Annotated in this window: 15 protein-coding genes and 1 pseudogene; 11 read left to right on the top strand and 5 right to left on the bottom strand. The window is 69.5% G+C overall.

Annotation, left to right across the window (positions count from 1 at the left end; genetic code table 11):
• Positions 1 to 3 precede the first annotated feature (3 nt).
• The 3 genes from ACZ466_RS40510 to ACZ466_RS40520 all read left to right on the top strand — a co-directional run bounded on the left by ACZ466_RS40510 (position 4) and on the right by ACZ466_RS40520 (position 2,357).
• A complete protein-coding gene (locus ACZ466_RS40510; RefSeq protein ID WP_378287510.1) occupies positions 4 to 1,047 on the top strand; it encodes an ABC transporter substrate-binding protein in 1,044 nt (347 codons plus the stop codon).
• A gap of 396 nt (positions 1,048 to 1,443) precedes the next feature.
• A complete protein-coding gene (locus ACZ466_RS40515; RefSeq protein ID WP_378287509.1) occupies positions 1,444 to 1,968 on the top strand; it encodes a hypothetical protein in 525 nt (174 codons plus the stop codon).
• A 32-nt stretch (positions 1,969 to 2,000) separates the two neighbouring features.
• A complete protein-coding gene (locus ACZ466_RS40520; RefSeq protein ID WP_378287508.1) occupies positions 2,001 to 2,357 on the top strand; it encodes a hypothetical protein in 357 nt (118 codons plus the stop codon).
• Between the two features lie 294 nt (positions 2,358 to 2,651).
• On the opposite strand, the gene ACZ466_RS40525 is transcribed toward ACZ466_RS40520, so the two are convergent.
• On the bottom strand, positions 2,652 to 3,035 hold the full coding sequence (locus ACZ466_RS40525; protein ID WP_378287506.1) for a winged helix-turn-helix transcriptional regulator: 384 nt from the start codon (positions 3,033 to 3,035) through the stop codon (positions 2,652 to 2,654).
• A 151-nt stretch (positions 3,036 to 3,186) separates the two neighbouring features.
• Between ACZ466_RS40525 and ACZ466_RS40530 the strand changes: the two genes are divergently transcribed.
• Complete coding sequence (locus tag ACZ466_RS40530; RefSeq protein ID WP_378287504.1) at positions 3,187 to 4,032, top strand: NAD(P)H-binding protein; 846 nt, start codon at positions 3,187 to 3,189, stop codon at positions 4,030 to 4,032.
• A gap of 335 nt (positions 4,033 to 4,367) precedes the next feature.
• Here ACZ466_RS40530 and ACZ466_RS40535 read toward each other — a convergent pair whose 3' ends face one another.
• Positions 4,368 to 4,622 (bottom strand): hypothetical protein, encoded by a 255-nt coding sequence (locus ACZ466_RS40535; protein WP_464044040.1) that lies wholly within the window; start codon positions 4,620 to 4,622, stop codon positions 4,368 to 4,370.
• 27 nt (positions 4,623 to 4,649) lie between these two features.
• Positions 4,650 to 5,648 carry an SDR family oxidoreductase gene (locus tag ACZ466_RS40540; RefSeq protein WP_378287503.1) on the bottom strand — a complete coding sequence of 333 codons (999 nt, stop codon included), beginning with the start codon at positions 5,646 to 5,648 and terminating at the stop codon, positions 4,650 to 4,652.
• 193 nt (positions 5,649 to 5,841) lie between these two features.
• Here ACZ466_RS40540 and ACZ466_RS40545 point away from each other — a divergent pair, with 193 nt between their 5' ends.
• The 6 genes from ACZ466_RS40545 to ACZ466_RS40570 all read left to right on the top strand — a co-directional run bounded on the left by ACZ466_RS40545 (position 5,842) and on the right by ACZ466_RS40570 (position 9,710).
• Positions 5,842 to 6,702, top strand: a complete 861-nt coding sequence (locus ACZ466_RS40545) for a helix-turn-helix transcriptional regulator (RefSeq protein ID WP_378287502.1) — start codon at positions 5,842 to 5,844, stop codon at positions 6,700 to 6,702.
• A gap of 194 nt (positions 6,703 to 6,896) precedes the next feature.
• The gene (locus ACZ466_RS40550) at positions 6,897 to 7,055 is read left to right on the top strand and encodes a hypothetical protein (RefSeq protein WP_378287501.1); all 159 of its coding nucleotides are present in this window, start codon (positions 6,897 to 6,899) and stop codon (positions 7,053 to 7,055) included.
• A gap of 635 nt (positions 7,056 to 7,690) precedes the next feature.
• Positions 7,691 to 8,119 (top strand): hypothetical protein, encoded by a 429-nt coding sequence (locus ACZ466_RS40555; RefSeq protein WP_378287500.1) that lies wholly within the window; start codon positions 7,691 to 7,693, stop codon positions 8,117 to 8,119.
• Between the two features lie 315 nt (positions 8,120 to 8,434).
• The gene (locus ACZ466_RS40560) at positions 8,435 to 8,680 is read left to right on the top strand and encodes a hypothetical protein (protein ID WP_378287499.1); all 246 of its coding nucleotides are present in this window, start codon (positions 8,435 to 8,437) and stop codon (positions 8,678 to 8,680) included.
• A gap of 22 nt (positions 8,681 to 8,702) precedes the next feature.
• A complete protein-coding gene (locus tag ACZ466_RS40565; protein ID WP_464041872.1) occupies positions 8,703 to 8,927 on the top strand; it encodes a hypothetical protein in 225 nt (74 codons plus the stop codon).
• A 348-nt stretch (positions 8,928 to 9,275) separates the two neighbouring features.
• Positions 9,276 to 9,710 (top strand): SPW repeat protein, encoded by a 435-nt coding sequence (locus ACZ466_RS40570; RefSeq protein ID WP_378287498.1) that lies wholly within the window; start codon positions 9,276 to 9,278, stop codon positions 9,708 to 9,710.
• A 112-nt stretch (positions 9,711 to 9,822) separates the two neighbouring features.
• Here ACZ466_RS40570 and ACZ466_RS40575 read toward each other — a convergent pair whose 3' ends face one another.
• Positions 9,823 to 10,314 carry a MarR family winged helix-turn-helix transcriptional regulator gene (locus ACZ466_RS40575; protein ID WP_378287496.1) on the bottom strand — a complete coding sequence of 164 codons (492 nt, stop codon included), beginning with the start codon at positions 10,312 to 10,314 and terminating at the stop codon, positions 9,823 to 9,825.
• 484 nt (positions 10,315 to 10,798) lie between these two features.
• Between ACZ466_RS40575 and ACZ466_RS40580 the strand changes: the two genes are divergently transcribed.
• Positions 10,799 to 11,101 carry a hypothetical protein gene (locus tag ACZ466_RS40580; protein ID WP_378287495.1) on the top strand — a complete coding sequence of 101 codons (303 nt, stop codon included), beginning with the start codon at positions 10,799 to 10,801 and terminating at the stop codon, positions 11,099 to 11,101.
• 176 nt (positions 11,102 to 11,277) lie between these two features.
• On the opposite strand, the pseudogene ACZ466_RS40585 reads toward ACZ466_RS40580, so the two are convergent.
• Positions 11,278 to 13,053, bottom strand: a pseudogene (locus ACZ466_RS40585) (thiamine pyrophosphate-requiring protein); the annotation flags it as partial.
• Positions 13,054 to 13,100: the final 47 nt, after the last annotated feature.

Below are 13,100 nucleotides of genomic sequence, written 5' to 3' on the forward strand. Positions count from 1 at the left end.
ACCATGAAACTGCCAGCATCCAAGCACCGCCGCCTGACGACTCTGCTGCTCGCCTCGGTGCTGACGACGGCCCTGGGCGCCTGCGGAGGGGACAACGGAGCGAAGTCCGACCCGAACTCGGTGTCGGTGGGCTACCTCAATTCGGTGTCCCTCGCACCGGTGTTCCTCGCCGAATCGATCGGCTGCTACCGACAGCAGGGGCTCCGGGTGAAACTGAGCGCGGTGCAGCCCGCCGACGCCGTCGCGCTCGTCGCCGAAGGCAAGCTGGACGTCTACGCCGGCGCGCCGTCGGCCGCCGTCTTCAACCAGGTGAACTCCGGCGCCAAGCTGGCCGTCGTCGCCGGGCTCGGGACCATCGCCACCCCGGCCGGCGAACCGGCACCGGTCGGCGTGTACGTGCGGAAGGCGCTCGTCGACTCCGGTCAGGTGACCAAGCCCGCCGACCTGGCCGGGCGGCGCATCGGCACGATCGGTGACGTCGGCACCGCCGGTTCGTACCAGATCGCCAGGGTGCTCGCCGCGGGCGGCCGCACCCTGAAGGACGTCCAGCTGGTGACGATGTCGCTGGCCGACACAGTGCCGGCGCTGGAGAACGGAAGCGTCGACGCCGCCTTCCTGACCGCGCCGTACACCGCCCAGGTGGAGGCGGCGGGCACGGCCAAGCCGGTCATCGATGTCAAGCGGGTGTACGGCGACGACTCGCTCGCGGGTCTGGTGTTCGGCCCCTCGCTGCTCAAGAACCACCGGAACACCGGCGCCGCGTTCCTGAAGGCGAACGCCTGCGCCGCACAGAGGCTGCAGGGCGACTACCGCAAGGACGCGGAGGTCGTGACGTCGCTCGCCAAGGGCGTCGACGCGCCGGAGCAGACGATCCGGAACGGCGCTCTCTACGCCTTCGATCCCAAGCTCACCGTCAACGGCGAGACGCTCGAGCGCATGCAGCAGATCTTCCTCGGCTACGGGGGAGTGCTGACCTACAAGTCCCCGATCGCGGTCGCGAAGATGACCGACGACGGCCTCCGCCAGGCGGCCTTCGGCGGCCAGTGACCACGCTCCTTCGGCCTCATCCGGCGATGGGCCCCTCGAACAGTGCACCCGCGCCCTCGCGCTTGGGAGATTGTTCGGGGGGCGCCCCGGGGCGGAGAGTCGAATCCGAAGGGGTGGAAAGACCGAGTTGCCGCCGGACCCGGACGCGGCCAGGGCGGTGACCCCGTCCACGGAAGCACAACGTCGGCGGCCCGGCGCATGGACGACTATCCGGACACAGGGGCCTCGAGAGGTGGATGCGAAGGCGATCCGGAACCTTGAAGTCTTGGCCGTGGGTCTGTACCTGCCGCCATCTGTCGACGTGCGGACGCTCGTCGCCGTGTACCAAGGGTGGGAGCGCGCGTACCACGGCGGAGCCGATGACCACCCGAGCGGCATGGGTGCCCTGGCCTGCGCATGGGTCTGGCAGGAAGCGGAATCCGGGCCGACGAACTGAAACTCGTCATCTACTGCGGGGCATCACGGGACTATCCGGCCTCGTGCTCGGTAGCCGCAGAGATCATCCGGCTGTGCGGGCTGGGCGACCGCACCCTGGGCATGGACATGATGGCCGGGTGCCTCGCCACGCTCGCGGCCCTCGACTTCGCCCACGGCTGGCTCGCGAAGCACGGCGGCGATCGTGCGGCGGAGCGGTGGCCGCAGACCGTCGACTTCGCCGACCCGTCCGCGATGGGACTCTGGGGGTACGGCGACGGCGCGGGCGCGCTGGTCGTGGGCCTCGACGTGCCCCAGCCGCCGCTGCTGGAGTTCGTGGGTGCCGAGTTCCGCAAGGCCGGCGCCAACATAGGGCACGTCGTCGAAGCGCATCGCAGGACGGTCAGCGACCGGCCGCGATCCGAGATGGCGGAGTCCTATCGAAGGGACCATGCGGACGCGTTCGCCGGGCTCACCGAGAGGTTCCCCCTCAGCCGACACCTCTGATCTGCAACCAGTTGACCCCGAAGCTCGTAGGCATGATCGCGGGCGAGCTCGGCCTGCTGGACAGCACCACTGTCACCGCGCTGCTCAACCCGCTCGTGCTCGCGTCGGTCCTGGTGCAGCGGGCGGGAGTCACGGGCTTTACCGTCCTCACCGAACCGTTCGGGCAGCGCGTGAAGGACATCACCGCGTTTCAGGAGACCGACCGCCCGCTGCCGACGATCGTGCTCACCCATCCGATGCAGAACATCACCGAGGCGGAACCGGATCAGCGGGCGGCTGAACTCGCCGATGCCACCGGGCGTCTCCTGGCCGGTCCTCGGCGCGGAGCACGGGCACCCATCGGTCCCGCGGAGGTGTGCCCTCGGGCGAGTTCCTCGGCGCGGTCCTGATCCCCGTTGAGGATCACCTTCAGGATCGCCCGGTGCGCCCTCACCCCTCGCTCCAACTGCTCCCCGCGCGGGAACAGCATCTGGGTGCTCATGCGGACCAGGGGCTCCTGCTGTCGCGGCCATGTGCTGCCGGACGCGTGGAGGATCGCGACTGGGCACCGGCCGCCAGGAACCTTTCCAAGACGTCTTCCAGTGCTCGGCGGTCGTCCGCCGGCAGTGGGCGTGCCGCTCACAGCCGGGCCGCGAGACTGTCGATGACCTGCCGCGATGTTGCCGGAGCCGCACGCCGGCGCGTCAACCGGCGGATCTCGCGTCGTGGTCGTGCCGCGCCCGCTCGACCTTGTCGAGGTTGGCGGTGGCCCATTCGGCGAGGTGGGCGAAGATCGGGGCGAGGCTGCGGCCGAGTTCGCTGATCTCGTACTCGACCCGAGGGGGAATCTCGGCGTGGTAGCTGCGCACGATCAGGCCGTCGCGTTCGAGCTGGCGCAGCCGCTGGGTCAGCACCTTCGGCGTGATCGTGGGGATCCGCCGGGACAGTTCGACGAACCGCTGCCGGTCGTACTCGTTGAGGGTCCACAGGATCGGCGTGGTCCACCGGCTGAACACGATGTCCACTACCGGGGCGATCGGGCATGCCTGCTCGGGATCGATCGGCGCGGGCGTCCGAGACCGCTCCATATCGGGTTCCTCTCAGAGAGCTACTTTCCTCTAGGTACCTACTATATCGAGGGTGTTAGCGTCGCCGGGTCGTCGCGAGGCCGCTCTGGCCGGCGACGTTCGCGCCCGCTCGGGCGTCGATGACCGCGATGGAACGACACGGGAGCCATTCATGATCGTAATTACGGGAGCGACCGGCAACGTCGGCCGACCGCTCGTGCAGGCGCTCGCCGCGGCCGGTGAGCAGGTGACGGCGGTGTCCCGGGGAGTCTCGGACGCGGCCGCGCCGGATGGCGTGCGGCTCCAGCGGGCCGACCTGACCGTCCCGGAGAGCCTCCGGCCCGCTCTCGACGGAGGCGGCGCGCTGTTCCTCCACGACGGCGGCGCCAGTGCCCCTCTGCTGCGCCCGTGGGACATTCTCGACGTCGCGAAGGCCGGTGGAGTGGAACGGGTCGTACTGCTGTCCTCCATAGGAGTCGCCACCCGGCCGCAGTCGGCGTCCCATGGCGGCACGATGCGGGCCATCGAGGACGCCGTCCGGCAGTCGGGCCTCATCTGGACCATCCTGCGACCCGGCGGATTCAACTCCAACGCCTACGCCTGGGCGGAGACGGTCCGTGCCCGTCGGACGGTCGCCGCGCCGTTCGGGGACGTCGGCCTGCCGACCGTCGATCCGGCGGACATCGCCGAGGTCGCCGCCGCGGCCCTGCGCGAGGACGGCCACGCCGGGCAGGTCTACGAGCTGACCGGTCCCGCCCGCACCACGCCCCGGCAACGGGCCGGAGCGATCGGGGCCGCGCTCGGCGAGCCGGTCCGGTTCGTCGAGCAGACCCGCGATGAGGCCCGCGCGGAGATGCTGCAGTTCATGCCCGGACCCGTGGTGGAGACCACCCTCGACGCCCTGGGCGAGCCGACCCCGGCGGAGCGGCGGGTCAGCCCGCACATCGAACAGGTTCTCGGCCGCCCGCCGCGTACCTTCGCCGACTGGGCCCGGCGCCACATCGGCGCCTTCCGCTGAGACGGCCCTCGTGCCGCCGCCTTCGAGCCGGTCGCTCGCCTCGTGGGTAAGTACGCAGATGACCGTCCGGCCGTCGAGACCTTGTGACCGCGGATAGCGGTGCGGCCAGTCGACGACGACCTCGTCGGCGTACGTGGATTTACCCGGCGTGGCCAGCCCGTCACAGAAGATCACCGCCGAGGGGGGTCGGCGCCGCCGCGGCGTGATCAATGACCCCGAAGACGGGCATTCGCGGTCTCGCTGTGTTGCAGGGGCATCGGCTTTCGGTAGTAGCTGTCGGCCACTCCGATGTCGATGGTGCCGGTCCGCCCGGCGTGCAAGAGCGTGCCGATCGTTCATCGGCTCTCCCGTAGGACGGTGAAGGCCCGGATCGGCGCGCGTGGCAGCAGCGCGGGCCTGTACGCGTTGTGCATCAGCGGCCGGGCGCCTTCCGCGGCGTTGCCGACCGCCGACACGAACGCGTCGACGGTGGCGGGACGGCCGGTCAGGGCTCGTTCGAGTGTCATCAGCCGCCACGGTTTGGTCCCCACCCCGTCGACGGTGATCCTGGCCTGCCGGATGGTGCCGCCGTCACGTGGATTCGTGGAGATCTCCCATGGTTCGGCCGCCCACCCTTCTCACCGAGCCCGACGACTGTCAGGGCTCTTCGATCCCAGGCTGGGCCGGGCACCCTCGTCGACCGGGAAGGAGGTGTGGGTGAGGTTCTCGGAGATCTGCCAGATGCGGCTGGCCTCGTCCTCGCTGCGAAGCCGGGAGTAGAGGGCCTGTTCGGCGGGCGCGCCGCTCAGGTGCCCGAGACCGCTGGGACCGTACAGGCGGGCGCCGCGTGCGTCCGGCGAGGTGGCGGCCATCAGGGCCGGAAGCAGCGCGGTGTCGACCGTGCCGGCGAGGATGCCGCGGCGGGACAGCATGCGGATGGCGCGCACGGCGGTGGTGTCTCGTGCCCGGCCGACCTCGGGGCGCGCGGCCAGGAGGTTGGTCGGGGCGATGCCGGGGTGGGAGAGGTTGCTGGTGATCCCCCAGCCTCCGGCCTGGCTGCGCCGATCCAGTTCGAGCCCGAACAGGCCGAAGGCGATCTTGGACTGGCTGTACGCGCGGCGGCCGTGGTAGGACCGCTCCCAGTTCAGGTCGTCCCAGTTGATGGCGTTCTCGTTCGCGGCGACACTGATCTGCGAGGTCACGCGCGCGCGTCCCGCGCGCAGCAGGGGCAGCAGATGGGCGACGAGAGCGAAGTGCCCCAGGTGGTTGCTGCCGAACTGCAGCTCGAACCCTTCGGTGGTGGCCTGCCGGTCCGGCGGGGTCATCACGCCGGCGTTGTTGACGAGGATGTGGATCGGACGGTTCTCGCCGAGCAGCGTCGCCCCCAGCGCGGCGACCGAGCCCAGCGACGACAGGTCGAGGTCCCGCAGGGACAGGTTCGCTTCCGGCCGCTGCTGCTTGATCTTCGCGACCGCCGCTTCGCCCTTGCGACGGTTGCGGACGGGCATGACGACCTCGGCACCGGCGGCGGCCAGGCGGGTCGCCAGGCCCAGTCCGACACCATCGCTGGCGCCGGTGACGACGGCGAGTTTCCCGGAGAGGTCGGGAACGGTGATGTCCGGTCGTGTGCGTGCCATGTGCTGCTCCTGGTTTCTCCGGAAGTGGATGTGATCTCATGCTGCGCCGGATCCACGGGGACATCCACGGCCTCTCGATCCCAGGCAGGCCGGACCCAGCCGAACGTGACCCGAAGGGGGGATTCACAATCCCAGGCAGCCATCCGGCACCGGTGGCAGGATGAAAGGCACTGGAACGAGGGAGGAAGCAGCCGTGATCGATCGAGCTGGGCTCGCCGAGTTCCTGCGCCGCCGTCGAGAGTCGCTTCAACCCGAGGACGTCGGTCTCCCGCGCGGGCAACGGCGCAGAACCGCCGGTCTGCGCCGCGAAGAAGTCGCCACGCTCTGCCACATCTCCACCGACTACTACAGCCGGCTCGAGCGGGAGCGCGGACCGCACCCGTCCGAGCAGATGATCGCCTCGATCGCGCAGGGCCTGCACCTGTCCCTCGACGAGCGCGACCACCTGTTCCGCCTCGCCGGGCACAACCCGCCCGCGAGGGGCGCGACCAGCGAGCACATCAGTCCCGGCATGCTCCGCATCTTCGACCGGCTCACCGACACCCCCGCCGAGATCGTCACCGAGCTCGGCGAGACACTCCGGCAGACCCCGCTCGGCGTCGCACTCACCGGCGACACCACCCGATACACCGGCCCGGCCCGCAGTATCGGCTACCGGTGGTTCACCGACCCGGCCACCCGGGCCCTGTACCACCCCGACGACCACGCGCTGCACTCCCGCGTCTTCGCCTCCGGACTGCGCGCGATGGTCACACTCCGCGGCCCCGAATCACGGGCCGCTCACCTCATGGAACTCCTGCTCGCCCGCAGCGAAGAATTCCGTGCCATCTGGAACAAGCACGAAATCGGCATCCACTACAACGGCGTCAAGCGCTACATGCACCCCGAAGTCGGCGCTCTGGAACTGACCTGCCAGACACTTCTCGACCCCGAGCAGTCGCACATCCTTCTCGTCTACACCGCCGTCCCCGGCAGCGAAAGCCACGAGAAACTGCAGCTTCTCTCCGTCATCGGGCCCCCGGACATCATTCCGCAGATGGCTCCGAACGCGTGACCACGGACACCGTCGAGGGGTTCGACGGTCGAGAATTCCCCTGGTCAGGGGTGTGTTGGAGGTCGGGGCGTGTGCCGATGTCCTTCTTGCGCTGACCGTGATCCAGGCCCGAACAACTCGACGCCGTGGTGGCACAGGGGGCGACGGACGAGGCAGCGCCGGCTCTAAGGACGCGGTCGGCGCCGCAGGTGTTCGTGGGCGGCGTGGTGGTGTGGTTGTCGGGCGGGCCTGAGTTCCGATTGCCGCTGCTGATCGGCCTGTCAGGGTTCGCCGAGTTGTCGGCGGTGATCGTGAACAAGGGGATGAGCCTGATCGTGGTCTGGTCACATTGCCCGCCCGTCTTCGGGAGGTGACCGAGGCCGAGTTGGCTGGTCTTTGGTCGGCCGCGGCGAACCTGCTGGCGCGCAGCATGCTCGTCGCGGGCCGCTGCGGATGCGCATGACCCCCCTCAATCGGGGAGGCGGCGGTGGAGCGTGGCGGTCTCCGGCTCCACGTGGACGACCTCGCGACGCCGTCCCGCTTGGCTGCTGCTCGGCCCCGCCGTGGAGGCGGCGGCGCACGCCAACGGGCCTAGGGCACCGCCCGCAGGCCGCGCCAGCTGCTGGTGTCCGCGCCCGGATTGCTGAGCCATGGCGCGGCCGTGCCTTCGGCAGCCGGACCCGCTCACCGTGCAGGGTGAGCAGGACACGCCGCTGCGTTACGGCCGCCCGGTCGCGCTCCACCCGGCCGAGGCCGTTGAGCCGCTCGGCGTCCTCCAGCGTGTCGAACCGGGGGCGTCCGCGCCGTCGATGGCCGCCGCGAGTGCGTTGTCGTCCGGGCTTTCGTCCGAGGCCATTGTCGCTCCACTGCACCGCGAGTTCCGAAGACCGCGCGTTGAACGTACTCGCACAGGCGGCGGACGCCCTGCCCCAGCTCCGAGGGCTCGGTGTCCGGCCGTTCGTCCGGGTTGGGGGGATATGATCATTCGGAACGATTTGAACGAGGTCAGATGCCCACGCACGAATGGACCCTCGCCCAAGATCCCTACGGTCGGGGCGGGCGGCGCAGAAACAAGAAGGCGCTCATCATCGCCGCGGTCATCATGGGTGTCACCGGCTTGATCGCTGTGCTTGGCCTGCTTGTCCCGGCACTCTCTGGGGAGGGAACGCCCCGGCTCGGCAGCAAGTCCTACGACGCCCAGGTCGATTGCCAGGTGAACACCGTCGGGGGCGCCGGGACGGTCACGATCAGCGGCACCATCAAGGGCGACTCTTCCCGGTTCAAGGTGACCGTTGAGGTGCTCGATGCCGCGACCAAGCAGCGTATCGGGGAGCGGACGTTCGATGTCCGTGACACCACGACGTTCAGCGGTGCGACAGCGGCTCAGGCATCGGTGGGCCCGGCGGGCATTGAGTGCCGGATCGCAAAGGTGGTTTGAGAGAGCCGCTCTGGGGGCGCGGGCGGGACTCCAACCGCCGTCGGCCTGCCCTGATGCCGTCTCGGAGGCCAGGGGCGGCCGTCGCCTTGGGTGAGGCGACGTGTGGAGCCGGGAACGTCCGTGCAGGTGAGACCGAACCGGTCCCGTAGAAACCGAACTCAATATTCGAGCGGTACAGGTACTGGAGACCGTCCTGCTCAAGCGTGCTGTGGGTGCTGGTGTTCATCGAGCACGGCACCCGGCGGCTGCACTTGGCCGGAGTGACCCGCACATGCGAGCGGGGTGTGGGTGGTGCGGCAAGCCCGTTAACTGGCCATGGACCTGGGCGAGAGTGTCGGCTGGCTGCGTGGGTTGATCCGCGACCGAGACCCGTTCTTCACCGCCGCCTTCGCAGAGGTGTTCATGGCCGAAGGGTTGTGGACCATCACCATGCTGCCCAGACGCCGGCGCCTGGAGGCCACACGCCGGCCTCAACCCGCCCCGACGTCAACGCCGTCCGAACGCCGGTCGGGAAGGCCAGTGGTCACAGGCGCGATCAACGATTGCCACCGCGCCGCATGAGCCCAGGTCAGGAACTGGACAGGTGGTTCTGACGGCCGACCCCATCGCCTCGGTGAGCGTGAACGGGCGGAAGGCGAAGGTGCCGTTGGCGATGCCGATGCCCGGCCCCTTTCAGTGCATGGACAGGGTTGCGCACCGGCGCGTGCAGCGTCTGCGGCAGGTTCAGCGGGTGGACGTCGTGGCTGCCGACCGAGCACGCCAGTTCCTCGACGCCCTCTTGTCGGGGCGGTCGAAGCGTCGGCGGTGAGTGCGCGGAGCATGCCGACCTGGACGGCCCCAGGCTCCCGCCTCCCCAAAGGACGAATGCGGTCGTCATCCGCGCCTTGCTCGGCGGGGCCCGGCCCAGGAACCCCCACTTGCGTCGGCAACATGCGTATTATCGGCCACAAAAAGCACATCGCCATTTCATGTCACTCTGTCAACAGTCAGGGGCTATTGGTCTACGGGCTTCTTCGCTCTTCTCGGTTCCCGGCCCCGCGGTGTATTATATCGCTGGGCGATAGAGATGGATATCGTCAGGTGATGCGAGCGGGCCGGGGCTCCAGGCGGGGCGCCGAGTGAAAGACGCCATTCGATCGTGGAATGGAGGGAGCTCATGACTTCCCGAACCGCGGGCATCGGAGCACATCCCGATCTGGTAGAACTGCGTTCCCACTACGAGATGGCCGCTGAGCAGCCCGCCGCGCGGGCGCTGGACGGGTTGATCATTCTCAGTGGCCTGTACCTGGCGCTGTCGCCCTGGATCCTGGGGTTCGGGCGCTTCGGGGGCACGGGCGATCTGCAGGTGAACAACCTGATCACGGGTCTTGCCGTGGCCGCGATGGCGATGGGCCTGGCCGCGGCCTTCGGCCGCACCCACGGGGTGGCGTGGACCGTTCCGCTCATCGGTGTGTGGACGATCATCGCGCCCTGGGTGGTGTCCGGGGCCTCTCCCAAGGGCGGGACCATCATCAGCAACGTCATCGTCGGCGCGCTCATCGTGGTGCTGGGCATCGGGGCCGCGGCGCTCCCGGCACGTTCGCACCGATGACCGTCACGGGAGCGTGATCGCCGGACTGATCACACGTGTCGCGGCTAGGCGTCGCATCGCCGACGTCCGGCCGCGACACGCGGCGTCCCACGGAGAACCGGGAGAACACGGGTCAGGTCGCGGGGGCGGGGCACCTCGGCCCGCCTGCCTGCGGCTTGGGCGTGCCGAGGTTGTCCAGCAGGGCGGCGAGGTGGTCCAGGACGGGGGCCAGTTCGCCGAGTTCGATCAGATGCTGGCGTGTCAGCGCCGCCAGGATACGCTCGCCGTGGACCCGCATCCGGACCCGGATCACCCGCGCGTCGTCGACATCGCGGTACCGGGCGACCAGCCGCGCTTCCTCCGCCCGGTTCACCATTTCGACCGTGCTGTGGTGGCGCAGCAGCAGGTAGCGCGCCAGTTCACCGACCGTCGGACCGCGGGGGTCGGTGTGGCCCTTGATCGCCAGCAGCAGTTGGTGCTGCCGCGGAGTCACTCCGGCCTCCCTGGCGTGTTGCTCACTCCACGCCAGGAAACGCCGCAGCCTCGTACGGAACTCCAGCAGCGTCACGAAATCCTGCTGCGTCAGCGACCCCACGTGGGACCCCTGGCCGCCCTTACGGTCCATTAATAAATCGTACAACGATACCTCTGAACCGTCAGGGCCGGTCAGCGCGAATCTTGCAATCTTGAACGGCCCGGCCCGGTTTCGGCGGCGGCCGTACTCGCCGTATGCCGCAGCGGGCACGCCAACCCCGCCGGAAACATCGGCCACCCCGTATCCACTAAGCAAAGGGCCACGGAAAGCGAAACAGTCGACTTATGTGATCCGGGTCCCCGCCACCGGGCGGCCTGCCACTTCCAGGCGGGCATCACCATCATGGACAACGGGCCTGCCGGGCGAGCGCCCCAGGGACGTGCCGCCTCGTCTCGCGGATCAGGTTCGGGCTGTGGAGCAGCGGCCTCATCGGCCATGAGATCATCAGCCGTCCTTCTGGCCCGGAGCCCCGCATGCGCGGCCCGGGAGTCCATCCAGATACGCCAGCCCGGTATGTCATGGCCGGCATGATGAAGATCGCGGATCAACGCCCGCCTCGCCCCGGAGTGCGCCGATGCCGATCCGGCGCTTGTGGCCGGCCGGGCTCGCCGTCGCCTTGGCGGCTCCCAGGCTGAGCGGCGGCGGGTCGGACGAGGAGGTGGTCGCCCTGGCCGGGGACCTGCCGCTGTTGCCCCTCCTGTACCTGGTCGTCGCGAAGTTCCGATGGCGGCGAGCGACGTGGGCGGTGCGCGCCGTTCTGCTGGGCGCCTTCGCCGACCTGCGGAGCCTGGACGTTGTCGTGGCGGCTGCAGTGCTGGTCATCCTCGTCAGGGACGCCGCCGGTCGGCCGCGTTCCAGGCTCAGGCGCCGGGCATGATCGCCGCCCTGGGCCTGGCCGGTCTGGGCCTCGCCCCGCCACATCGTGGCCGCGGGTTGGTTCCTGCGCGGAGTCTGGGACTTCGTCCACCTCAAGCTGGACAAGGTCGCCTATGCCCAAGGCGTCGACATCATCATCGCGGTCCAGCTGGTCGCCCTGGCCTGAACCGTCCGAGGTCAGCCTCCACTCCCCGGGAACAGTTCCTGCGCCTTGGTCTTGAGGCCCTTCTTGACCACGCCGACGGCGTCGGGGTCGCCCTTGATGATGGCCTCGGCGGCGTCCTTGATCTGCTCGAACTCGGCGTGGGGCGGGATCGGGGGGATGTCGGGGTCGCAGTGCACGTCCAGGACGACGGGTCGGTCGGCGGTCAGGGCGCGGTCCCAGGCGGGGCCGATCGCCTCGGGCTTTTCGACCTCGATGCCTTCCAGGTCCAGTGAGCGGGCGAAGGCGGCGTAGGCCACGTCGGGGAGGGTCTGGGATTCCTCGAACTTGGGTGCGCCGCTCATGGCGCGCAGTTCCCAGGTGACCTGGTTGAGGTCGTTGTTGTGCAGGACGGCGATGATCAGCCGGGGGTCGGCCCAGTCGGAGAAGTAGCGTTTGATGGTGATGAGTTCGGCCAGGCCGTTCATCTGCATGGCGCCGTCGCCGACGAAGGCGATGGCGGGGCGGTCGGGGTGGGCGAACTTGGCGCCGATGGCGTAGGGGACGCCGGGTCCCATGGTCGCCAGGGTTCCCGACAGGGAGCCGCGGACGGCGCCGCGGATCTTCAGGTCGCGGGCGTACCAGTTGGCGGCCGAGCCGGAGTCGGCGGTGACGATGGCGTCGTCGGGCAGCCGCTGGTTGAGTTCCCAGAACAGCAGCATCGGGTTGATCGGGTCGGCGGCCACCTTGGCCTGGCGTTCGACCGTGCCCCACCAGCGGGCGATGTTGTCCTCGATGGTGCGGCGCCAGGAGCGGTCCTGTTGGTGGTTCAGGCGGGGGAGCAGTGCCCGCAGTGTTTCGGCCGCGTCGCCGACGAGGTTGGCCTCGGTGGGGTAGCGCATGCCGATCATGCGGCCGTCGATGTCGATCTGCACTGCGCGGGCCTGGCCGAAGGGCGGTAGGAACTGGGTGTAGGGGAAGTTGGACCCGACGATCAGCAGCGTGTCGCAGTCGCGCATGAGCTCGTAGGAGGGGCGGGTGCCCAGCAGGCCGATCGCGCCGGTGACGTAGGGCAGGTCGTCGGGCAGGACGTCCTTGCCCAGCAGGGCCTTGGCCACCCCCGCGCCGGTGCGTTCGGCGACTTCCATGACTTCGGCGGCGGCGCCGCGGGCGCCCTGGCCGACCAGGATCGCGATCTTCGAGCCCGCGTTGAGGATCCCGGCCGCGCGCTCGATCTCCTCGTCGGGTGCGCGGGTGAGCGGGGCGGTGTGGCCGGGGGCCGAGGACGGCACGTTCTTGAACGCGTGCGCGGGCGGCTGGTAGTCCTCGTCCTGCAGGTCGGAGGGGATGATCACGGCGGTGGGGGCGTGTTCGGCGATGGCGATGCGCATGGCCCGGTCGATCAGGTTGGGCAGTTGCGCCGGGACGGTCGCCATCTGCACGTAGGCGCAGGCGACGTCCTTGTACAGGCTCAGCAGGTCGACCTCCTGCTGGTAGTTGCCGCCCATCGCGGTGCGCGCGGTCTGCCCCACGATCGCCACCACCGGGACGTGATCGAGTTTGGCGTCGTAGAGGCCGTTGAGCAGGTGGATCGCGCCGGGCCCGCTGGTGGCCAGGCACACCCCGGGTTTGCCGGAGAATTTGGCGTATCCCACCGCCTCGAACGCCGACATCTCCTCGTGCCGGGCCTGGACGAACCGGGGGCGGTCATCGGCCCGGCCGAGCGCGGCCACGATCCCGTTGATGCCGTCGCCGGGGTAGCCGAACAGGTGGTCCACGTCCCATTGCCGAAGGCGTGTCAGCAGGTAGTCCCCACCGTGGGCGCCATGATCAGATCCTTTCGGGCTGACAGCGGCTC

Source organism: Actinomadura rugatobispora, from assembly GCF_055379765.1.